Source organism: Gracilibacillus phocaeensis (genome assembly GCF_900626275.1).
GTDB classification, from domain to species: domain Bacteria; phylum Bacillota; class Bacilli; order Bacillales; family Amphibacillaceae; genus Gracilibacillus; species Gracilibacillus timonensis.
In genome coordinates this window covers 1,097,887-1,120,011 of sequence record NZ_LR131144.1, presented here as the reverse complement: position 1 = coordinate 1,120,011, position 22,125 = coordinate 1,097,887, and the positions used below count along the sequence as shown (strand labels likewise).

At 36.9% G+C, this 22,125-nt stretch carries 25 protein-coding genes; 7 read left to right on the top strand and 18 right to left on the bottom strand.

What is annotated here, in order from left to right; genetic code table 11:
• Positions 1–702: 702 nt before the first annotated feature.
• The 5 genes from E0E32_RS22645 to E0E32_RS13190 all read right to left on the bottom strand — a co-directional run bounded on the left by E0E32_RS22645 (position 703) and on the right by E0E32_RS13190 (position 3,948).
• Complete coding sequence (locus E0E32_RS22645) at positions 703–828, bottom strand: hypothetical protein (RefSeq protein ID WP_286171913.1); 126 nt, start codon at positions 826–828, stop codon at positions 703–705.
• 15 nt (positions 829–843) lie between these two features.
• On the bottom strand, positions 844–1,524 hold the full coding sequence (locus tag E0E32_RS13205; protein WP_130859938.1) for a class I SAM-dependent methyltransferase: 681 nt from the start codon (positions 1,522–1,524) through the stop codon (positions 844–846).
• 53 nt (positions 1,525–1,577) lie between these two features.
• Positions 1,578–2,369 (bottom strand): MBL fold metallo-hydrolase, encoded by a 792-nt coding sequence (locus tag E0E32_RS13200; protein ID WP_066193452.1) that lies wholly within the window; start codon positions 2,367–2,369, stop codon positions 1,578–1,580.
• A 540-nt stretch (positions 2,370–2,909) separates the two neighbouring features.
• Positions 2,910–3,362: an anthrone oxygenase family protein gene (locus E0E32_RS13195; protein WP_165445032.1), complete on the bottom strand. Its 453-nt coding sequence runs from the start codon at positions 3,360–3,362 to the stop codon at positions 2,910–2,912.
• 154 nt (positions 3,363–3,516) lie between these two features.
• Entirely contained in the window at positions 3,517–3,948 is a 432-nt protein-coding gene (locus tag E0E32_RS13190; protein ID WP_130859936.1) for a MarR family winged helix-turn-helix transcriptional regulator, read from the bottom strand.
• A 303-nt stretch (positions 3,949–4,251) separates the two neighbouring features.
• Between E0E32_RS13190 and E0E32_RS13185 the strand changes: the two genes are divergently transcribed.
• Entirely contained in the window at positions 4,252–4,578 is a 327-nt protein-coding gene (locus E0E32_RS13185) for a four-helix bundle copper-binding protein (RefSeq protein ID WP_130859935.1), read from the top strand.
• Positions 4,579–4,893: 315 nt separating this feature from the next.
• On the opposite strand, the gene E0E32_RS13180 is transcribed toward E0E32_RS13185, so the two are convergent.
• From E0E32_RS13180 to E0E32_RS13150, 7 genes are all read right to left on the bottom strand, one after another.
• A complete protein-coding gene (locus E0E32_RS13180) occupies positions 4,894–5,304 on the bottom strand; it encodes an anti-sigma regulatory factor (RefSeq protein WP_434059213.1) in 411 nt (136 codons plus the stop codon).
• A gap of 400 nt (positions 5,305–5,704) precedes the next feature.
• Positions 5,705–5,959 carry a DUF5348 domain-containing protein gene (locus E0E32_RS13175; protein WP_066189527.1) on the bottom strand — a complete coding sequence of 85 codons (255 nt, stop codon included), beginning with the start codon at positions 5,957–5,959 and terminating at the stop codon, positions 5,705–5,707.
• Positions 5,956–6,756: an ExeA family protein gene (locus E0E32_RS13170; protein ID WP_066189525.1), complete on the bottom strand. Its 801-nt coding sequence runs from the start codon at positions 6,754–6,756 to the stop codon at positions 5,956–5,958. The genes E0E32_RS13175 and E0E32_RS13170 overlap by 4 nt, the downstream gene beginning before the upstream one ends.
• A complete protein-coding gene (locus tag E0E32_RS13165; RefSeq protein ID WP_066189521.1) occupies positions 6,749–8,017 on the bottom strand; it encodes a TnsB C-terminal domain-containing protein in 1,269 nt (422 codons plus the stop codon). Before E0E32_RS13165 ends, E0E32_RS13170 begins: the two co-directional genes overlap by 8 nt.
• Positions 8,018–8,103: 86 nt before the next feature.
• Positions 8,104–8,685 carry a DUF6431 domain-containing protein gene (locus E0E32_RS13160; RefSeq protein WP_066189519.1) on the bottom strand — a complete coding sequence of 194 codons (582 nt, stop codon included), beginning with the start codon at positions 8,683–8,685 and terminating at the stop codon, positions 8,104–8,106.
• Between the two features lie 119 nt (positions 8,686–8,804).
• Positions 8,805–9,485: a Na-translocating system protein MpsC family protein gene (locus E0E32_RS13155; protein ID WP_130859934.1), complete on the bottom strand. Its 681-nt coding sequence runs from the start codon at positions 9,483–9,485 to the stop codon at positions 8,805–8,807.
• Positions 9,486–9,720: 235 nt separating this feature from the next.
• Complete coding sequence (locus E0E32_RS13150) at positions 9,721–10,239, bottom strand: cupin domain-containing protein (RefSeq protein ID WP_078060131.1); 519 nt, start codon at positions 10,237–10,239, stop codon at positions 9,721–9,723.
• Between the two features lie 605 nt (positions 10,240–10,844).
• Here E0E32_RS13150 and E0E32_RS22640 point away from each other — a divergent pair.
• Together E0E32_RS22640 and E0E32_RS13145 are read left to right on the top strand one after the other, a co-directional pair.
• Positions 10,845–10,967 (top strand): hypothetical protein, encoded by a 123-nt coding sequence (locus E0E32_RS22640; RefSeq protein ID WP_286171912.1) that lies wholly within the window; start codon positions 10,845–10,847, stop codon positions 10,965–10,967.
• Between the two features lie 3 nt (positions 10,968–10,970).
• Positions 10,971–11,627, top strand: coding sequence for an alpha/beta hydrolase (locus tag E0E32_RS13145; RefSeq protein WP_207302288.1), 657 nt, complete (start codon positions 10,971–10,973; stop codon positions 11,625–11,627).
• Positions 11,628–11,887: 260 nt separating this feature from the next.
• Here E0E32_RS13145 and E0E32_RS13140 read toward each other — a convergent pair whose 3' ends face one another.
• A complete protein-coding gene (locus E0E32_RS13140) occupies positions 11,888–12,916 on the bottom strand; it encodes a saccharopine dehydrogenase family protein (protein WP_130859933.1) in 1,029 nt (342 codons plus the stop codon).
• A complete protein-coding gene (locus E0E32_RS13135; RefSeq protein ID WP_130859932.1) occupies positions 12,910–13,584 on the bottom strand; it encodes a class I SAM-dependent methyltransferase in 675 nt (224 codons plus the stop codon). The genes E0E32_RS13140 and E0E32_RS13135 overlap by 7 nt, the downstream gene beginning before the upstream one ends.
• 213 nt (positions 13,585–13,797) lie before the next feature.
• Between E0E32_RS13135 and E0E32_RS13130 the strand changes: the two genes are divergently transcribed.
• Complete coding sequence (locus tag E0E32_RS13130) at positions 13,798–14,850, top strand: helix-turn-helix transcriptional regulator (RefSeq protein ID WP_130859931.1); 1,053 nt, start codon at positions 13,798–13,800, stop codon at positions 14,848–14,850.
• 125 nt (positions 14,851–14,975) lie between these two features.
• Here the strand turns inward: E0E32_RS13130 and E0E32_RS13125 are convergent, their stop codons facing one another.
• Positions 14,976–15,296 (bottom strand): antibiotic biosynthesis monooxygenase, encoded by a 321-nt coding sequence (locus tag E0E32_RS13125; protein WP_130859930.1) that lies wholly within the window; start codon positions 15,294–15,296, stop codon positions 14,976–14,978.
• Between the two features lie 149 nt (positions 15,297–15,445).
• On the bottom strand, positions 15,446–16,447 hold the full coding sequence (locus E0E32_RS13120; protein WP_130859929.1) for a phosphotransferase: 1,002 nt from the start codon (positions 16,445–16,447) through the stop codon (positions 15,446–15,448).
• A gap of 255 nt (positions 16,448–16,702) precedes the next feature.
• Here E0E32_RS13120 and E0E32_RS13115 point away from each other — a divergent pair, with 255 nt between their 5' ends.
• From E0E32_RS13115 to E0E32_RS13105, 3 genes are all read left to right on the top strand, one after another.
• Entirely contained in the window at positions 16,703–17,479 is a 777-nt protein-coding gene (locus tag E0E32_RS13115) for a hypothetical protein (RefSeq protein WP_130859928.1), read from the top strand.
• A complete protein-coding gene (locus E0E32_RS13110; protein ID WP_130859927.1) occupies positions 17,476–18,339 on the top strand; it encodes a DUF3307 domain-containing protein in 864 nt (287 codons plus the stop codon). The genes E0E32_RS13115 and E0E32_RS13110 overlap by 4 nt, the downstream gene beginning before the upstream one ends.
• A 254-nt stretch (positions 18,340–18,593) precedes the next feature.
• A complete protein-coding gene (locus tag E0E32_RS13105; RefSeq protein ID WP_130859926.1) occupies positions 18,594–19,091 on the top strand; it encodes a hypothetical protein in 498 nt (165 codons plus the stop codon).
• A gap of 161 nt (positions 19,092–19,252) precedes the next feature.
• Here E0E32_RS13105 and E0E32_RS13100 read toward each other — a convergent pair whose 3' ends face one another.
• A complete protein-coding gene (locus tag E0E32_RS13100; protein WP_207302287.1) occupies positions 19,253–19,936 on the bottom strand; it encodes a hypothetical protein in 684 nt (227 codons plus the stop codon).
• Positions 19,937–20,080: 144 nt separating this feature from the next.
• Positions 20,081–21,955, bottom strand: a complete 1,875-nt coding sequence (locus E0E32_RS13095) for a heavy metal translocating P-type ATPase (protein ID WP_130859925.1) — start codon at positions 21,953–21,955, stop codon at positions 20,081–20,083.
• Between the last annotated feature and the right edge of the window lie 170 nt (positions 21,956–22,125).

Genomic DNA, 22,125 nt, shown 5'->3' with positions numbered 1-22,125 from the left:
TAATTGCTTGGCTTCAAAGATTCTGAGACATCAAAAAGAAGTATCTCCCTCCATCCATCCAGTACAATGATAGTTGACGAATTACACTAATTATACGACAAATGGACCTGTTTATCACCCAAGATTTTAACACCATTTTTTTGTAAAACGAAAAAAGACTCCCCACCCAACAAATGTGGAGAGAGCAAAATAAACAGTTACCTTCTGTCATATCTCTTTTTTCATATAACGCAATAATATATTCCGGATTTTGATCAATGATAGATTCTATAGCAGGCCCTAAGTAACGTTCTGGTTCATCTATATATATTGGACCATTCTGTATACGCCATTTGTTGATTAATGATGCTACGCTCTCCAAATGCTCCAATATCTTCAAAACGTAAGACGAATAGCGTTACTGCATAATTACTAGATATTGAAATTCCTTCTGTCTGTTCTCGTATCGTGTTACTACTCTTTCTCGATAGTTTTCAATATTTTCCTGTGCTTAATGTTTTGTTCCTGTCAACTTTGCTAACGTTTCTGTATCTGCAAAAATGCTTTCAAATCGATCATAAATCATTATTCTCTTGCGGATTGTCCTGATCACAGTATCCATTAATGATAGCCGGCTCCAATAATGTACCCGCTACTCTCCTAAAGACAAAATATTTTGAGGCGGTTCTTCTATTGTTATGTCACGTCCACACTTATCTATAGTCATTGAAAATCTGTTGCATCAGAACAGTCACTACTCCCATTTGAATTAGGATTAGCACCCTTTTCTTCTGCTTGACAAGCCATCATAAATGCACTAAAGCTACCATTTGGCAATATTTTTTTCATCTGCAGCACTTACTTTTAAGAGGGTAAGGTCATTCTGAATAAGTACGTTTGTTCATATTGAGATATTAATTGATCATGAATGGATCGAAATCCGTTTTGCTCACCTGAGATCGAAATAAACCCATTTGGTATCTTTCTCTGAACCTCTACTTGGAATCCTTCTTGCATAAAGGCAAAAGCAATATCATCTATAGTATGTGACTGAACTTGTAATTTGCTATATCCTTCTATACTTTCTTTAAAGTATGGAAAACTTTTATTTTTAGGGAGTTCAGTATAGGTGATGTAATAAGCTCCTCCTGTATTCAATACTTGTTTGATCTTCTGCGCATGATCTTCCAAATCTTCAATTAAATAAATAACGGAAAGACAGAAGCCGATATCAAATGTTTTTCCTGTTTTTCCTGGGACACCTGTGGTCATATAATGCAGTGGCAAACCTTGTTTTCTTTCCTCTGCTATTTGGATAGATTCTGTACCTAGATCAATGCCGATCCCTTCTTTAAAAGGTTTTTCCTGATAAAGAGTACGTAAAAATCCTCCACGGTTACAACCAAAATCAAGCACAGAATATGCGGACAAGTCCTTTTCTTTCATTAACGATATCGTATCTTTCCAGCCATTCTGATGCGCCGTTTCCATCTCAGCTTCCCGTTTGTCGTTATCCCACCATACATCGTATATTTGTTCACTCATGTTTGTTCACACTCATCCTTTCTTTGATTAAGTTGATCTATTCTAAAAAAATATTAGCCTGTGACAATCGGTGACCACTTCCATCTATCCTTTTCCTTTGCTTTATGAACATACCCGAATCCAGGAAAAGGATAATGACAGGCAAAAACGAGTGCCTTTTTATCTACAGCATCTTGTAAAAATTTTTTCCGAGTTTCTAATCCTTGTCTTGGCGACATCTCTGCACGTATATAGGAAGGAAGATGTTGCAAAGTTATCGGATCATTCAATATATCAGAGGCAACCAATAAAGATTTTCCCTCTGATTGGATATGAAGAGATAAGTGTCCTACGGTATGCCCTGGAGCGTGAATAAGATGAATACCAGGATACAACTCCCTATCCGACGTAATGAATGTTAAGTGATCCGCAATATCCTTTAGCTTCCTGAATTCATTGGATTCCGGTTTGCTTTTCCAATGATCCCATTCATCTTTTCGTATGACATACTCTGCATTTGGAAAAGCGGGGCTTCCATCATAGGAAAGTCCTCCAATGTGATCCATATGAGCATGTGTGATTATTATGGTATCAATGTCTGCTGGATCTATGCCTTGTGACTCTAGATGAAGAAACAATTGTCCAGCCTCTGCTAACGTTTGTCCAAATCCAACGTCTACTAATATCCGTTTATCTCCTGTATCTATGTATAAAAAATTAAGCGGAGCGTCAAAATGGGATGGAATATCTCGGATTATTTCCTCTGGTGTATTCGCAAAAAAGAATTGCTTAGAGACTGGAAATGCTCCATCCGATATAGACATCATGTTGATTTTTCCTAACTGTAAAGTATATACCTTTGACATGAACAACCCTTCCTTATTCATTTATTCTTGATGTGTCTGTTTGGAAAATTGTGTATTACTTTCTAATTTCATTTAAAGCTTATTTATATCTTGTTTTTAAACGATGAACTTTCATAAGGTTTTCTCTATCTATAACTACAAAACATAAAATCTACTATGTAACCTCCAAAAAAATCCATCTTTATAAATGAGATGGAAAGATGAAAAATGAAACGCTCCCAAATCAAATCAAAACAATGATAATCTTTCCTAGGCATTAGATTATCAACGACTTTTTAATATTCCTTACGCTATCTTTTCTAAGCATGTGCTATAATATTCTTAAATCGAAATCATTATGATTTATGAATATTATATAAACTCACCTATTAAAAATCAACTATTTTTATATTTCAGGGTAATCTTTACTTTGATGTAATGACTTCCATTAAGAATTTGAAAACCGCCTAGACAGCATGAGAAACTGCGATCCACAGCTTAGAAAGCTATTGCTCTATTTCGATTCTGCATAATTTCACAACATGGAGCAAATGAAGATTTTCATAACACAAACAGTACAACAATAATGACTAATGCTATTATAGACGAAATAGTTCTTACATGATTCCAGCGTGTCCACTGACTTAAGTATTGTGACCAGTATTCCATGTTTTCATTAGATTGTAAACGATTGTTCATCGGAACATTGAAAAAAATAGTAACCATAAACGCACCTAAAAAGTAGATAGCAAAACTAATGATTATCCAACTATTAAACAACAATGGTTGAACTACCATTAACAAGAGGCTGATCATGATCACAATAAAAGGACTTAAGAAAATGGTTAAAAACAATGGGTTTTGTATAGCATTATTAATGTTCACCATCACTTTACGCGCTTCAGTCAATGGATAATCCCGTAAAACATTCATAATTGTGTTGGAAAATACAAAGAATAAACCTGCTTGGATGGCCACACTAACTGTATAGATAATCAAAAGCCAATCCATCATTGCCAAACTCCTTGCCAGATTGGACAGGTGAAACATTTATCTTTATAAACCCGTCTGCCTAATTTACCTATTCCCTCTAGCCAAAAAACTGATATACTCATAAATTCCCTCCATTTATTTGTTTGTACAAGCCATTTTTTTGAAAAATATACCTTTAGTAAGATATATTTTTTTCTAATGCATCTGATGTTTGGCGTATGTCTACTGATAATTGATCAGCAACTTCTTTTCCTAATATATCATTATATTTATTTCGAAGCTCATCCCATATTTGATAAATATCATCAATCATTTTTTCTCCTTTGTTGGTTAAATGCAAGTGAGCTGATCGGCCTTTCACTTCTTTTGAAATGAAATCTTTCTTTATTAAACTTTCAATAAGCCTTGTTATGGTCGATGGCTGAAGATGCAAAGCCTCCCCCATCTCCTTTTGGCTCACTCCCGTTTTTTCAGAGAGTATCATCATAAAAAATGCTCCATTGGGAGAAAGTCCCATTTTAGAAAATGTATCCTCGGCCATTTTTGTTAACAGCCTGTTTAACCTGCTTGTTGTAAAATATAAACATTCATTTAAATAATGCTCCATCTTATTTACCACCTCTATATTTGCTTGTGCAACTAAATGATAGGTCATCTATTAACTAATGTCAAGCTGTGAATTTTGTGTCCAGTTCCAAGTATTTAGTTCAACTTTTTATGGTTTCATTTTTGCTTTCATCAATCATTATCTAATCATTTGGAAGGCCTCCTTTCTATTCTCTTTTAAAAAGAGTCTTACGAATGGATAGCATTGTGATAAATCTAAAAAAAGATATGATTAACATTCGTTTATTTCAGCCAAAAGTGGGAAAAGTATTCAATGTAAGAAAAGACAGGGAGGTTTTCTTTAATGGCACACGAACAACACCAACAAGTCATAAACGCTTTACAAGATTGTATTATCGTATGTAACCATTGTTATGACGCATGTCTTAAAGAAGAAAATATGCAGATGATGGCTGAATGTATCCGTTTGGACAGAGAATGTGCAGAAATCTGTTCTTATCTGGCACAAGCTTTATGCAGAGATACTCCTTTTGCGTCGGAACTAGCCGCTGCTTGTGCTACTATTTGTGAAGCGTGTGGAAATGAATGCAACAAGCATGAGCATGAACATTGTAAAAAATGTGCAAAAGCCTGTTTTCAATGTGCAGAGGCATGTAAAAGTATTGCTTAAAGAAGAGTTATTTAAAAAAGTTGCTCGACAAGTCATTCATCTTGTTTAGAGCAACTTTTTCTTTTAGTTATTCTATCTTAGAGTACTACGAGTTGGTTCCTTTATCACTATTCATGTGACGCCACCATAAAATTCTTCTTCCAATGGAAATCCTTATTTATTCCATTGATCACTCGAACGCTACAAAATAGAAACATTCTTTTTGAGTCGTAAAAAATCTAACAATATATCTGGGTTAGGATCACAAGCCTGTTTATTCCTTATTGATCAAAACCAGTAAAAATTTTTTTGGGTATGTAGAATATATCTCGAACCTCATTGCAACCATTTCGATATGGTGACGATAGTACCGTCTCCAAGATTGGATTGAATATCAAATTCATCCATCAAACGTTTTACTCCAGGAAGACCGGCGCCGAGACCTCCAGAAGTCGTATAACCATCCTGTAAGACCAATCTTATATCGCTAATTCCCGGTCCGGAGTCAGCTGCCATCATCATTATTCCTTTTCGATCACGTGTATCGATGATGTCAAAAGAAATTTCTCCTTTTCCCGCATACAAGTAAATATTGCGGGCTAATTCGGAAATAGCTGTGGTTATACGTGCCTGATCAACGGTATGGAAACCCAGCTGTTTTGCTAATTCCCGACTTACTTGCCTGGCACGGACGATGTCCAATTCCTTGTGAATGGGTACTCTCACATTGGATGAAGTCTTCATCATCATCTATTCCCCCCCAGTTTTTGATATCATTTTAAATGTCTTGCTTCCAATAAAGTGCGTTTAGTAAATGCTGGAGACTCATACTTCATTCCATCAGCGTTATAGAAAATGGAGATCAAATACCAGGTAAAAATTTTTCCTTGCCGTTTCATCAATTAAAAAAAGCCGAAAAGGATTCATTTTCCTTTTCGGCTTATGTCTTAGCGCTAATGTCTAGACATTCCCACCATTATTATTTTTTAGGTTTAAGTATTGTAAACTACCACATTAATTCAGACATCCTTTTCCATTTTATATCAGGGAGAAATCTGGAGTAATGTGCTCGTTTATTCATTTAATTTCCGATTTGAAAAAACTTTGTAAAATTATTTCAGATACTATTCCAGAAAAAATGCCCCTTTTAAGAGGCATTTCCTGATGTGATATCTATGTATTCTATACGAACTTTGTAAACCTCGAATACACGTAAATTAAATGCTACATCTTCATCTAATATCACATACCACTCTTGATCTTCTTTTCCTAAATATGCTTTGAAATAATGCTTTTGAATACGTAATTCAAAAGCCATTCCTTCAAATGTTTCATAGTCTTGCTGGCCAATCCAGATCTTCCATCCCTGTAAATCAAATATCATGATTCCTTGCCGCATCATAGGCCACTTTCCTCTGTTGCCATACGAACAATCTCTTCATCAATTTGTTGTTTTTTTAACTGCGCTCCATACAGAAGACAATTTGAAGCTAATGTGTTAATGATGCGTGGCCATCCTTGCGAACGTAAAGCGATAGCTTCTAAACCTGTCTCTGTAAAAATCGGCATCTTTGCCCCTGCCAGTTTTAACTGATGCTCCATATAAGCAGTAACGTCTTCTTTATTCAATGGCTGGAATTGGTATCTCATAATAATTCGTTGAGCCAACGGGCGATGGTGATTCAAATGGAGCCGCGTTTTCAAATGCGGCAGACCAGCTAGTATCAGAATAAATGGATTCGACGAATCCATTTGGAAATTGAAAAGAATAGCTAAGTCCTGTAAAAAAGCATCTTTTGCCATATGCATTTCATCTAAAATAAATATGGGCGTTATTTTACGCTCCTGCTCCATCCGTTCAATTCCTTGTTGAATCTGACGAAATAAATCTACTTTACGAAACTTAGGTTCTTCTCCTAGTCCGTATGCTAGCCCCCGGTAGAAATCCATCACCCCTCCGGTGGACAACGGAAAATAGACGACATGGTATAAGGCTGGGTTAAGTGAATTCTTAAAGGCTCGTAAGGTGTACGTCTTCCCAGCACCAGGGTCACCTATCAACAACCCAATTCCTTTAGACTTTTGTAAATACCCAAGACCATTCATTGCCTCTTGATAACTCGTCGATTGGAAGGCATTTGTTGCTGTTGCTTCCTTGGTAAAGGCTTCCTTTGCTAAGGAATAGTATGTTTTATACATGATCCTTTCCCTCCTCCTGCCTTGCTTCAGAGAGAGAAAACGGCGATGGTCCACGTTTGATATGGGCGTTATCGTGGATGGTGACCGCTCTGGCTTCAGCTGCCTTTTTTCCGTCCTCAAATACATAAACATGTTGTTCATCCATACGAACTTCAATTCGCTGACCAATATATTCCGAAGGAACTTCATATAACTGCTTGTCCAATGTAATCGTTCCATCTTGCTTTACTTTTCTCTCTACCCGTCTTAAAAAGATGGTTTCTAAAATAGAGAGGTCCTCTAAAAAGCTGATTCGATCTAGCTGCGATTGGAATACTTCATGTGGCGTTTTTCCTTCTAAGGAAGCGTGTACTCTCCGATGATAATCCTCTTCGAGCCAACACCAGAATCTCTCATTTAATTCCTCCAAAGAGGTAGCTGGATTGGTTTGAAGTAGTGGATAAAAACGCGTTTGTATCGTCTTAAATAACCTTTCTATTTTCCCTTTGCTTTTAGGATCGTAGGGTTGCGTATGAGCTAAGGTAATTCCTAATTGGGCACATGCATACTGTAGCGTTTCTGACCGATAGATCTTTCCATTATCTGCATAAATGATGTTTGGCTTTCCTCTGCGTATGAATGCCTCTTTGGTCACTTCTCTTAAACCATCAAATTTCTCAGAAGAGAAAAATTGTCCATACGGTACCAATCTCGAACAATCATCAATATAAGCAATAAGAAACGTTTTCTTCATTTTTCCATTAACCGGGACATAAGGGCCGTGTGATAAATCTGCCTGCCATAGTACATTGACTTTATCATGCGCAAAGCGTTTTCGTTCTTTCTCTGGATGATAATGAATATAATTCCTTCCTGCCATCTTGTGTTTTTTTAGTAATCGGTTTATAGTAGAGTAAGAGATTTGATTTTTGTTGATTTCTCCATTTCCTATTAGTTGTTCGTAGAAAACACTAACAGGCATATGGAGAAATTTTTTTCGTGTTTCTAGTATATGATCTTTGTCATCCGGAGATAATCTTCTGGCGCCCCCTCGATCAGAACGCCTTTTAGGCTTTAATGCATCAAATCCATTCCTTCGGTAATGCAGATGCCATTCTTGCATTGTCTTGGCTGCAACCTTTCGTTCCCCATAATAAGGAATCGTATGCATTTTCCCTTCCATTTCTTTCAAATAATCCTTTGGCTTTACTTGTCCATTCAAAAGTGGGGCAATCAATCCATAACGAAATAAAGCAATTTCTTCCCGTGTTTTTTCATTCATGAACTTTTCCTCCTTTTTATAGAAGGATAACCGGTTATCCATTGCTTTTATTCTACTTTGTCCTTCCCATCAGTGCTAGGAAAAGTCTATGTGGGATGAATAGTATTCTTTTTTGGTGGTAAATATGGTAGAATTAATTTGCCCATAAAATAGGATGATAAATGACCCCAGCTCCTTCGGAAGAAGGAGGTTGATTCGCCAAAATCTTGGATCATTGTCACGTATTTTTGGGCTTCTTTTTTTATATCCTTCGTGAAACCCAATTGATATCCTGCGTCTGTAAAAAAGCTATGGGTCCAATGGATGCTTTCATAAAAACGTTTCAGATGTTGTTCTAATTGCTGGCGACTTCCTTTTACTTTCTCTCCCTTAAGCACACTGCTTAATCTTTCCATCATGGTATCCAATGTATGTTGAAAATAGGGAATTAAGAAACTCGGTAAAATAGAGATCGTTACTTGACAAACCAAACACCTGAAACGACATATAGGAATGTGTAGTTCCTCTTCCTGGTTTATTCCGTATCTCCAATAATAACCATGTCTGTGCAAGTTTCCATAAGCAATTGCTTGGCAATTTGGGCACCATTTAAATAACGGAAAGTTATTCTTTTTTCCTTTCTTCTCATATTCTTCTATCCCAATTCCAAAGTCGTGTAAAAAAATCATTAAAAAACTCCCCCTTATAATATGCAAAAAATTTAGCATATTACTTCAGGAAAGTACAGTAATTATCCTGGAGGAGTTTGAACAAGATAACCCTATTTGAGAGGAAATAAAGTGATGCTTTACATAAGTATGAATACAACAAAACCTATGTCGTTTTTAAAATCCCAGTCTACAAATAAATCTTGTATTTCTTGTTGCAGCACAGATTCCAAAAACGTTCTATCAATCAAACTTTTTTCCAACTTTCGTTTTGACAATCTGAGTTGATTTTCAAAACCAGATTGAATAAGCTCTTGTTCAATCAAAACAAAAATATCCTCTCGTCTGGAAATTAATGTGCGAGCATTGAGCATAAAGGAAGTAAGCTTCCTAGGAAATTTTTGTGCTTTTTGCGTAAATCGGTTAATTTCTTCATGAATTTGTTGTTTTGCCGGATAGTTAATATAGTCCTCGGTTGTCGTATCGAATTCAGAATCCAATTCCGCAAAAATAATGCCATTTTCATTCTCTATCGACCAATCATAATAGATTTTATCCACTACCACTCCTGCATGTGAAGAAATGATGGATTGTATATGAGGCGTTAATTCTTTCATTAACATATCTCGTGTTTCCTGAAATTTCAATTCACTTTCCTGTTTCAGGATAACCTTTTCCATCGGTGCCAGAAACTTGCGCAAATAAATAGTAATGTACGGTTTTGATAGGGATACAAAAATTGATTCCGGTCCTTTTCCGAAATTAGTTCGAAATAACTTGCCGATTGCACTAGATATTCCGGATTCGACTGTTTTTTCCACGTGGTATCTCCTTTAGTAAGATTTTGTAATGAACGTGCTAAATAGGATAATGGCTCGATTGTTATGGCGTAGATTTTGAAAAAAATTAAGGACCGTACATTATTTTACAATCCCTTTCCCTATTATACTCTTAATTTTAGATTTTGAAAATCGATATTAGAAAAAATCTGAATTTTCATTAAAAACAACGCTTTATATCTATACAGAGGTGAAAACTTTGCTGCCCGCATGCCTACTAATCTATGTCGACTGTCCAATAGGAGAACAATGGTCCCTTTTCACCAAAAAGCGGATCAGCATCTGGTAAAGGAACATGTTTGATATTTTCTATTTGTTCCGATCGATTGGATTCATTTCCATAGCAGAAATCATAACTTTTCCCATTTGGATAAGCCCCTATCACTGCAAAATCAACACTGCTTTCCAGTAATTTATGACCAAATCCGGCCGGAAGAATAACGACATCTCCTTGTTCTACCTGCACTTTGTCTCCCCGCTCTCCGCCAAGCTGCAGTAAGGCAGTTCCATTTGTTACAACAAGCACCTCGTGTGTGTTGCTATGAAAATGATGAAAAGGAGCCACGGTTCCCTGCCATGCCCCCAGCCAATTGTTGTGTGTCAAAATATGTTTTGGATCATCCTCAGAAGTCAAGACCTTCTTATACAACAATAATGGATAGCTCGGATGATTAGGGATAAAGCCATCATTCTCGTATAGAAAGGATTTCATCTCCATATTTTCAGCTTTTTTCATTTTTTTTGCCTCCCTTTTGTCCACTTAACCCTTAATTCATCTAACATCCACTATTTTATGAAAACATCGATCCTTTATTAGACAGCCTGTCCGTCAGCAATATACTATAGATTATAATAAAAAAATCTTTCACAGGCAATAAAAGGGATAATTAGCATCTATTCATGAAGAGCAGGACATTCATTTTTTTAATGACTTAGGAGCTTATTTACATTTTATTTAACACTTAGCCCATACTAATCAAAAAGGGGGTATTTTCATGAGTGTAAATAAAGGGAAAAAGAAGAAAAGCAAAGAAGAACTAAATGCTATGAAAGGTGACAAAGAAAGACACCGTAGAAATCGTTCTTAGCCATCATGGTCAGTGTTGAAAATCGGAAAACCTCGAGCATTTTGATTGATGTTTAGTTGAACCACTCATCTTTCACCTGCTCGAAGTTGCCTTTTAAAAGATATCTCCCTAGAATCAAGAATTCCAAGATTTATCTCATGCCTTTCTTTATTTTTCTTCTTTTTTATATTATAATCTTAATTGATAATGATTATTGATTTCAATTAAACCATCTTTATTAAAAAACAAAATGGAAACACTGGGGGAATTTTTGATGCAAAGGCAACAAGAAAAAATTCATAATTATCAAGTAAACGTCGTCTTACCCACAAATTATGATTCTGAAAAGGCATATCGCACCATTTATATGCATGATGGTGGAAATGCAGCAACATAGGCCATGAATTACGTGGACCACCTTATCATTACGGAACAAATCGAACCAGCGATTTTGGTTGGTATTGAACCGATTGATCGAAATAATGATTACACACCATGGGAGAGCCCTTCCCTTTTACCAAATCAACCAAACCTGGGTGGACAAGCAAAAGAATATTTGCACGTACTTGTTCATGAAATCAAGCCAGTTATTGATTCAAACTATGCAACAAACGCTGCACCGAGTCATACCGCAATTGCTGGCTGCTCATTTGGAGGTCTTGTCTCTATCTTTGCCTCTTATTATTACCCAAAGGTATTTCATGACTATATTATTTTATCCGCCTCATTCTGGTATGATGGTTTGCTACCATATTTGCGAGGAGATCTAGTAACTCGTTCGGGAAGAAGCTTCCAAAAACCAATTATCAACCGAAAAAATCATCGAATGTACCTATATGTTGGTGAAATAGAAGGAATTTATCGAGATAGTGCTCAAAAACACATGGTGGAATATACGAAAAAAGCGTATGCTGAACTAAAGAAGGAAGGTTTCTCCGATTCAAATTTACTGTTTGAAACGCATCCGGAAGGTACACATGATGTATATTTCTTTAGTCCACATTTCATCCGTGCACTTCGATGGCTTTATGGTGATAAAAAAAAACGGATCGACTAATTTTGACTAATTATTTTATTCTAAGTTTAAAAAGGAATCCAAAGTAAATAGAGTTATTTTGGATTCCCTGGTTTATCTTTTCTTTCCGAAATATTACCCTGTACAAATTCTTTTAACAAATCGAATGATTCATATGAGAAATGGTTGCTGTACTCTAGTAAAGGTGAAAGCTTAGGGTCGTGTCTCACCACAAAAGTCACGTATCATATTAAATGATCACCTTGTTCATCATAAAAGAGATGATTATACATCTGTCATTATCAAAATAAATCATCCAACCAAAACAACTCATCCAAATGATGAATACCTGCAGGCAACGATGAGTGTATCATATGTTGTACAACCAATGAAGTTACATTGGCTGTTATCAACGCCTCGTTGTTTTCATACCATACTTGATGTGCTTCATTAATCTGGTTATTTTCTTTGTTGACTGCTTCCACTTTTATAGCACAGATATCCGAACCTGACGAAAAAAACTGCCATCCTTGGATGATTTTAACCAAGACTCGCCTTGCCCAGCTATATCGGAGAAACGAGGTTATGTTTAAATAGTGAAGTCCTGCCAACAGTCGATTTACCCATTCTATATCAAATGTAAGGTAAGTGTTCACCTCACTATAAGGCATCTGTCGCTGAAGAGTATGCTGATCGGAAAAGTTAAATAAATAACTACTTCTCGTACCCAAGCGATTAAAATAAGTAGTTTTTTTGCCAGAAAAATTCTGGACGGTTTGCGTGCTACCGTTCTTTTTAATACGGTAAGATTGGTTCATTTGCTCTAGCAACCATTGAACAGCCCCATCACCGTGCTGCTCTCCTAAACCTAATAGAATTGTAATATCTAATTTATCCACGATTTTCATGCTTTCTTTAAGTTGCTTTGCTAATAAATTAGAGAGACCGGGAGCAAAACCGACGCTAAGTATAACAGTAGACTGCTGCACCAATGGTTTGAGTAATTCTATTTGTTCAAGAAATGCAAAACTAGCCGTTATATCTATATAATGTATACCATGTTTCAAGCAATATTGAACCACCCTTGTGTTTGTTTGGTCTATACACATGATAACTAGGTTCGCCTGCAGGAGGGACTCATAATTTGCTTCATTTTCAATGTCCACCTCTACAGGGAAAGCACGTTCACCTAATTGTTGGCTGAATGTACAAGCCTTAGCCAAGCACCTGCCAGCAATTAAAATTTGTAAGTCTGTAGATTGGATTAGCTGCTTTGCAATATTTCCACCTACTTTCCCGTAACCACCGATAATCATAACCGATTCTACCATCCTTTTCTCTCCTTTTTTGCCACATAGGCTTCCAGCGCATAACTTTTGAAATAAGGAAGAACCGTTTCGAAGCCATTGGCATTTAAGGCCTGCAACAGTAGTGAAGCAGATAGTGGATGTGTGGTCTTATCAAATGACTCCTCAAATTTTTTACAATCAGAAGCTGAAACATTGTATAATTGCATATGTTGAAGCCAATATGGAAGGGTGTTATCTTTCTCTTCTTCCACAATCGCTGATATGAAAAGAATTCCTCCCGCTTTTACTCTTTGGCTGATTTGATTTATAACTGCTGCTTTTTCTTCCTTTAAGAAATGTAACATTAAATGACAAGTAACCATATCATATTCTTTTTCACTAGAAAGTTTGTCTATGGTTATTTGTTGCCAATCTATTTTTAATGACCTATTATTCATTCTTTGCTTAGCAAGTTCCAACATTCTTCGGGAAGGGTCTAAAGCGGTATAAGTTGCTTGTGGATACTGTTCTCCCAGAACATGTAATTCCTGACCTCCTCCAGCACCTACAATCAAGATATCCTGAGGTATGAAATGAGTCTTCATAATTGCCAGCATTTGTTCATATATAAGATCATACCCAGGAATTTTACTGCGAATGGTTTGTTGATAATATTCCACTTCAGGTCTTTCCCAATTTTTATTAGTCATTTATTTTCCTCCTTACCACACAGGCTGACATATTTTACTTTCTCTTTTTGTATTTGCAGTCCCCACGCTAGAAAGTAAGTATACACTAGTAATAAAAAGAAATATCCGCTTCATTTTTTATTTTCCTCCTGTTATAATTAGCATTGAAAATCATTATCAATTATAAACTTTTAGCACTTATATACTATCCCATAAACAAGGGGGAAGCCAAAATTGCTCTATTCTATGAACTATTGGAATGAAAAATCAGATTATTTTTGGGATAAATATAAAGATTCTTATCTTTATCGTGAACAAATGATTCTCCTATTACAGAAACAGATTTCTTTTGATGCATACTGTTGTACCGTCGTCAATCCGACCACGCTAACTACGGTGGGAGCGATAACAGAATGCTCTCTTGAGTCCATTCACCAAGATATATTAGCAGCTGAATACGATAAAGAGGATGTACATCTATATCAAGATTTAGTGGAAAGCAATGTTAAATCGGCTAGGTTAAGTGATACCTTTGGTAAACAGAAAAGCAGACGTTTCACGGACATATTAAGTCCACGTCAAATTTCAGATGAGCTGCGTGTCACATTAATGGATAAAGGAAAATGTTTTGGCTTTTTAACGCTATTTAAAAAAGAGGAGAAAAGCTATTTTACAGATCAGGAAGTATTATTACTAGAAGGTCTATCCCTAATAATGGGTAAAGCATTAAGGGATTACTTTTATATTGAGTTAGAAAAGCATTCTAAATCTAGCTATATGGGCTCTGGGGTCATAATACTAGATCAATATTTAACATTACAGTCAACCAATGAAGCAGGAAAGCAATACATCACCTTATTGCAGGAATTTGAACGTTCAAAGAATCTCCATCGACTTCCTAAACCTCTTCAAGCTATATGCGCGAAGCTATCAGCACAGGATGAAAAAAGTTTTTCTGTATTCATCCCGCTAGCAGACAAAATAGTACTTGTAGCATCCGCTTCCTTCTTGCGCTCCGGAGCTTCACACAAAACAATGATCGCTATTACAATAGATAAAGCTTCTCCTAAAGAAATGTTTGGACATCTTATGGAGACTTATGCTTTAACTGCTCGGGAGAAGCAAGTTGTGACAAGCTGTATACAAGGTGCCAGTACCAAAGAAATAGCTAATCAGTTTAAGATTTCTTATTATACCGTTCAAGATCATTTAAAAGGTATATTTTACAAAGTAGGGGTCCAGACAAGAAATGAATTGGTTTGGAAGCTGTTTGCGAACCACCCATAAACTATAAAAGGAAAAAATTGTCTGATCCTTGTGAATCTTTGAAATAATCCCATCAAAAAATCCTCCCTTCTTCTATCGGAAGGGGGGATTTTCATGAACAATGATGAGCTATTAAGTGAAAGAAACTATGCTGGATGGTGCTGTACAAAGACTTCAAATGTAGCTAATTCAGATCCAAGTATCGGACTATTCTCTTTTCCTTGCTTTTCTTGTGAGGCATGTGCTTCTCTTGTTTCTCTGCTTTTTTTCCAAACCTCGAAGGAAGCGTAATCTTCCCAGGTTGTACAAACCTGCAGCTCATCATATTCTTCTGTATTTTCTTTTATCAGAACCTCCATCAAAACAAATCCATTAAAGGTGTGCACTGCTTTCGCTTTTTGAAACCGTTCAGCCACTTCCTTTACTTTTCCTTTTTCAATACGTAAGGTATTCACTACTTTCATCATTTGCAACGACCTCCTTTGATTTGGATAATAATCCTTGTATATATTTTAATACGGGTTCTGTTTGTTTTCCAGCCATCTCATCTTATCTCCAATGAACACCGCATGAAATTCCACTTTGTCCAACGACTGTTATTGAACGATAGCACCCTTCAGGAATCTTTCATGAATGCCACTACCTTCCTCTGAAAATCGGCTAATTCCATACGTTTTACTTCATACGCCATCACTCCATTATCCTCTAGAAGAGTATTCAAAAAGAACATACAAAAATAGGAGGATTTCTGTTCGGGCCGAAATTCCAGATCGAAAATAGCAAAGATTTTTCCCAGCATGACATCATACTCGCCTTTTACATATCGATCATAATACACATTATTATCATGCACATCTAACTCATTCCAGATAAATTTAAAGAAATCATAAAAGAAGATATACTCTCCTGAAGCGTCCCAGTCGATATACCACAATTGTTTATCATCTGTGCTCTCTTTCTTCAAAAGAAGATTATCCGTCCATAAATCGCCGTGAAGTCTCATAAAAGGAAAGGATACCTCAAATAAACAAGGATCGATGAGATGAATAATATCCTCGAATTCTTTACGGTGAGTCGTATTGGGACTAAGCCTTATCAAATCATTGATCGATCGGTAGTTCATCATCGCCTCACGATAAATGTAGTTGAAATAATGGGTGTAATCATTGTATATGGTTTCTAATAGGAAGGCGTCATCCTGGTCTTTTTTGTTCTCAAATGTAACTAATTTCTCTACCAATATATAGTTTTTATCATCACGGCAGATCCACGCAGGTATTCGAAAAAAACGTGAGAAATAATCATAATTACTGATTTTCCTTACGTAATTATCTTGACTACAGCATAAGGTAAGTACTTCCGAATCAGAGAATATTTTGACATCTCCATTGCTGCAAAACCACAGCATATTTCCTGCAAAGTGTGCAGGTGTTTGCTGAGGTATACTTACGCGATTATCAAGTACTTCTACATTTAATCCTGCCAAAATCGGGCTATTACGTTTGGATGCTTTGAAAATCACACGGAATTGATCGTCCGCAGTGTATCGCCCACTCTCTAGATACTGACGGAACTCCGACGTCCTAGCTTTTATTTCTTTGGCATAGTTCATTTGCATAAAATCAAGTCTCCTTATCTAGTTTGGGTGCCGACACTCTCTTTTTCTATTCTATCATTAGTTGCATCCTTTTTTTACTAGATTTTTTATTCTCTATATAGTAAAATAATTAATAGAACATTCGTTCGGAAAAAGGGATTATATTAGTTTTTATCATCTAACCACAATAAAGTTTGACTATTTCATCTAACTTTTGATATATTAGATCATATAATCGAATTTATTTATTTTGGTTAAGGAAGGAGTTATTTCTACATGTCCCAACAAGTTTCCGTCTTTATCATGGATGTCAGTAACTCATCAGTAGAACATATCGGGAATGAAATCAGTGAATACCTAGCACAAATAAGAGGTAGCCTAACTGAATGGACACAATATACGGTAGAGACAAGAGTGAGTCATCGGGCTGGCGATGAACTGGTCGTTGTTTGCAAAGGCTATGCCACCGCATATGTACTTGCTTTCTATATTAGCCGTATTTGGAAATTCACTGACCACCGGCCTTATTTCGGTCTTTCATTTGGTGATATTGAAACGGATGTGGGCACCTTAAACTTGGAAACCTGGATTCATCCATTAATGAAACAAGCAAGACAGGCCAATGATTACCTGAAAAATCAAGCGAATAGAAATCTTTTTCGCTTTGCATTACCTCGTTCACAAGCAGAACAGGGATATACTGTCTATCACGAACAGTTTGAGTCGTTGATCAACACCAGTTTAACACTAAAGCAAGAGCATTTGAACGGACAAACTGACGTTCAATCGCTTGTCTGTTCGCTTTATCTGATACTCGGTCAGCAAAATAAAGTCAGCCAATATCTGGGACGGACAACCGCTACTATTTCCCATCATATCAAACAGGGTAAAACACAGGTTATTTTACAAGCATTTGATGATATGGTAAAGGTGCTCGGTTCATTAGAAGAAACAGATAAGACATTTTTAATGGATAAGCTGCAAAGTAATATGAAACAACAGATCCGCCATCACTTAGACGCTTATTTGCCGAAAGAAGGGAGTTCAACATGACAATTCTATTGCTGCTTCTTGCCCATTTCATCGCTGACTTTTGGCTGCAATCCGACCAAATGGTAAAGCATAAAATCAAATATTTAAAAAAACACATGATCCATCACTTGCTGACAACAGGGATCGCACTGGTTTTTATCTGGGGCTATTCCTATGAGTTTCAACATGTGTTCCGTTATTTTATCTTGCCTCTCGCCTTTATTAACGTCACACATCTGCTGATTGATTGGTTAAAAATAAAACTAGTAAACGCCAATAAAATTAGCAATCTGACCAGCCTGGGATATTTCTTGTTAGATCAAGCATTACATGTATTGATGATACTCATTGCTGGCATTCTATTCTTCCAAATGCAGACATCAGAAATGGCAGCAAGTTTAGCAGACTTGTATGGAGAGGCTCGCTTAAACTTATTCGATGCCACGTTATTGCTGCTCATCATTTATATATTAGCCACTAGTGTCAGCGGTCATATCGTCAAGTATATCATTGGTTCCTTTCCGTCAGAACTTGCCAATTTTGCCGGAGCATTGACGTTACGAAATCAAATGAACCATGCAGCAGGAACAAACGAACCTCAGACAGAAAATAATTTTACCGAGGAATACCATTATTATACCTACTCCGCCCCGCTGCGCTCGCATGGAAAATGGATTGGCTATATCGAGAGATTGCTAGTGATTCTCTTAACGGCCATTGGAGCCTATGAATCGATTGCCTTCATTATTGCAGCCAAGTCGATTGCTCGCTTTAAACAGTTAGATGATCGCAACTGGGCAGAATATTTCTTGTTAGGTACCCTCTCGTCTATTTTGCTTGGTTTAGTGCTTGGACTCGTGGTGCAAAAGATGATTTTGTAAGAGATTTCGAGTCACAGCTACATGGTCAGGCAAGGGACCTCTTCCCTTGCCTGACAACATGATATAATTCCCTCTCATGAAATGTTTCCTATTACGATCTTCCTTTCTCCTCTTTACTTTTAAAGTTTCTTTAGATAAACTTATTTTCAACAGAGAAACTAACAAGCTAATTATCTACCCCATTCCACCCATATATATCCTGCATGGAAACAAGTACATTATTTTTTTAGCTAATGAAGTAAGGAGGGATAAAAATGGTTTTGTTTATTCAATGTATGGTTGTCTCTCTCTTATTCTCTCTCGCTATCCTGGTGCAACTAATTAAAAATGATTCCGTGAAAAACTTGTACAATTACCCGCCCAACATACAAAAACGAGTAAAATCAATGAAAGAGTATGAAGGGCGAATTCCAAGCGGAAATGATAAACTAACATTCAAGTTAATGGGTGCTGTTGTATTTGTTCTTGTTGGTGTGCTGCTAGTCTGGACAGCGGAGGTAGATGGTTTTCTAGAGGCGTTTATTCATATGTTCCTTTTATTTACTGTGGTCAATCTCTATGATTTGATAGTGATTGACTGGTTGCTATTTCGTTATGTGAAAAGATTCCGCATTCCTGGAACAGAAGATATGGTGAAAGACTATCATAATTACTGGTTTCATTTTGTAGCCTTTTTGAAAGGAATCGTAATAGGACTTGTCATAGCAGTGGTGGTTGCTGGTGTATATAGCTTACTGTTTTCAATAGTGTGATTTTTTGTGTAAGAATGTTCATTCAGACAGAGGATATAAAAGCTACTCCTATTGATGTGTACGTTCCTCCTACATGAGATAAGCACGCTGTTCGCCTAGTATAACACGAGAACATTGTTGGTTGAATATGGTCCTTGTTAGTTTATTACATCTATCCATTCCTACCCCGACGCTTGATCGTAGCGTATAGTCAATTGATTTCCGTTGGTGGTGATCGATTGACCAATATCTTTTTCCTCCATCTGATTGATAAATGTCTCCATTGATTCAGTGATATCCTCTGGTTCAGCTGATGTTTGTGACGAACTTAGATAAACATCCTGCTCTCCTTCCCAGGTAAAAAAACGAACAACATGGTCTGTCACCCATTCTTCTGTTCCTATCCCTAAAACCTCTTCCACATCAGCACCAGAACTGCCTCGAATAACCATGCTAATGGACTGATCCTTCAGCTGCTTGCCTATTATACCCAACTTCGTCTCATAAAAATGATAGGAATAGGTGATTTCCCCTAATGCAAAATAGCGGTACTCGATGACCAACGATTGCTGATCATAGGGCGAGTCAATTTTCGTATAATGATAATCCATCATCCAAATCGTCAAACTATAAATCAAAATAAACCCAGCAAACAGGAACAGACCAATGATTGAGCCTATTTTCGAAAACTTGGAGCGAAAAGCAAGCACTGCAATAACAATAACATTGATTATCAAAGGAATAATATAACCTGTTGGCTTTAAAAAAAGAAAATAATAATCACTATAATGCATGATGACAAGGCTTATATCTATTATTCCTAATATAATGAGTGTCCCTTTTGCTTTTGTCATATTATTCTCCATTCTGATTATTTTCCTGGTTTCTTGTATTCCTTCGTCCTTTAAGTCATGTGAGATCCAATTTTAAATTCTACTATAATAAGTAACGATTGAGCAATAACATATATCCCTTTGCTGTCTGTATATGATCCCATCAATAATATTCGTTTACTTCGCTCTTAATACCCGCAATCCATTAAGAATAACCAGAATGGTACTTCCCTCATGACCGATCACACCTAGCGGCATATTGATCATCTGCAGAAAATTACTGGTAATCAAAACAGCTATAACGGATAAGGAAAAGGCAATGTTTTGTTTTATGATGGTATTCATTTTTTTAGAAACACGAATGGCATGAACCATTTTTGCTAGATTATTTTTCATCAGGACGATATTTGCAGTCTCCAATGCAATATCACTGCCAGTCCCCATCGCAACACCAATGTTGGCAGTAGCTAAGGCTGGAGCATCGTTTATACCGTCTCCTATCATGACCGACTGCTGGTTTTGCTGGCGCAGTTGTTTTAAGTGTTTCACCTTATCTGCGGGTAAACAATTGGCATGAAATTCATCGATTCCCGCTTCTTTGGCAATATTTTCTGCGGTGGCTTGATTATCTCCCGTCAGCATAATCGTCCGCAGTCCCAAACTTTGAAGTTCTTGGATGGCTTCCACTGCGTCCTGCCGAAGGGTGTCTTTTAATAAAAAGACAGCGATCACCTTTGTATCTTTTTTCACAAAGATTTCCGTCATTGCTTGTTGATGTGTCGAAAAATGCTGCATGAGCTGAGCCGCCTCTTGTTTTCCGATCATTTCTGCATTACCAATCATCCAATGGCTATGGTCTGCTTGTGCAGATAACCCCCTGCCATTATGATGTTCCACTGTTACAGATAACTCCTCTTGGCTGCTGCGTTTCGGCCCTGCCCATTTTTTCATGGCAGCAGCTAGCGGATGAATCGATTCATTTTCTATCGCATAAATGGCATTTGCTACATCATCCACCTCTTGATTAGGATCAATATAATAATCCACTACTGCTGGTTCACCTTTCGTCAATGTCCCTGTTTTATCAAAAGCAATCGCGTCTAATTTCGCTAAAGCTTCGACATAGACGCCTCCTTTAAACAGAACTCCCTGGCGTGCCCCATTAGAGATAGCGGATAGTGTTGCCGGCATAATCGATGCTACTAACGCACATGGAGAGGCGACGACTAATAGAATCATGGCACGGTAAATCGTATCTGTCCAAGACCAGCCAAATATAAAATGAGGAAGAAACATCATCATTGCTACGGTGATCAACACGATATTGACATATAATCCTTCAAATTTTTCAATAAATTGCTGGGAAGGAGAACGTTCTTCGTGTGCATGTTGCACCAATTCGATAATTTTTTGGAACATGGTTTCTGTTGGCAATGTATTTATTTCAATTTGCAGACTGCCACCGAGATTAACGGTCCCAGCAAAAACCTCGTCACTTATCGTCTTGGAAATAGGTATAGACTCTCCAGATAAGGCACTTTCATCTACCGTCGTATCTCCTTTACTGATCACGCCGTCAGCAGGAATTCGCTCTCCTGATTTTACCGTAATCAATTCGCCTGGTTTTAATTGATCAATGGCTACTACCTCACCACTAAGCAAGGTGGCTGTTTCTGGCTGCAGCTTCATCAGGCTTTGTAATTCATTCTTATTTTTATTTTCCGTATAACTTTCCAAAGCACCAGATAAAGAAAAGATAAAAATCAAAATAGCCCCTTCTGCCCAAAAACCGATCGAGGCCGCTCCAATGGCAGCAATAATCATCAGCAGTTCCACATTTAAACGTTTGGTCTTATATGTTTCAGTAATCCCTTCCTTCGCTTTAGCAAACCCACCGATGAGAAAAGCGGCAATTAATAATGTAATCCATGAACCGTGACTAAGATAGTCGGATAATATCCAGGCTGTAAAAATAAGTATTCCGCTTATGGCCGCAGCGATAATTTCACCATGTAGTTTGAGGTAAGATAAGCCACCATTTAATGTTGTCATTTTGTAGTCCCCCTTTAACCGATAATCATCTTTGATAGTGATTATCACTTTCATTTATTTATAATAAATATCAATTTATAAATATTATAAATAGTATATCATATTTTCTACTGTTTGTTTATTATAATTATGACAAATTCATGTTTTTTAGGGATAACAGAGAAAATAGC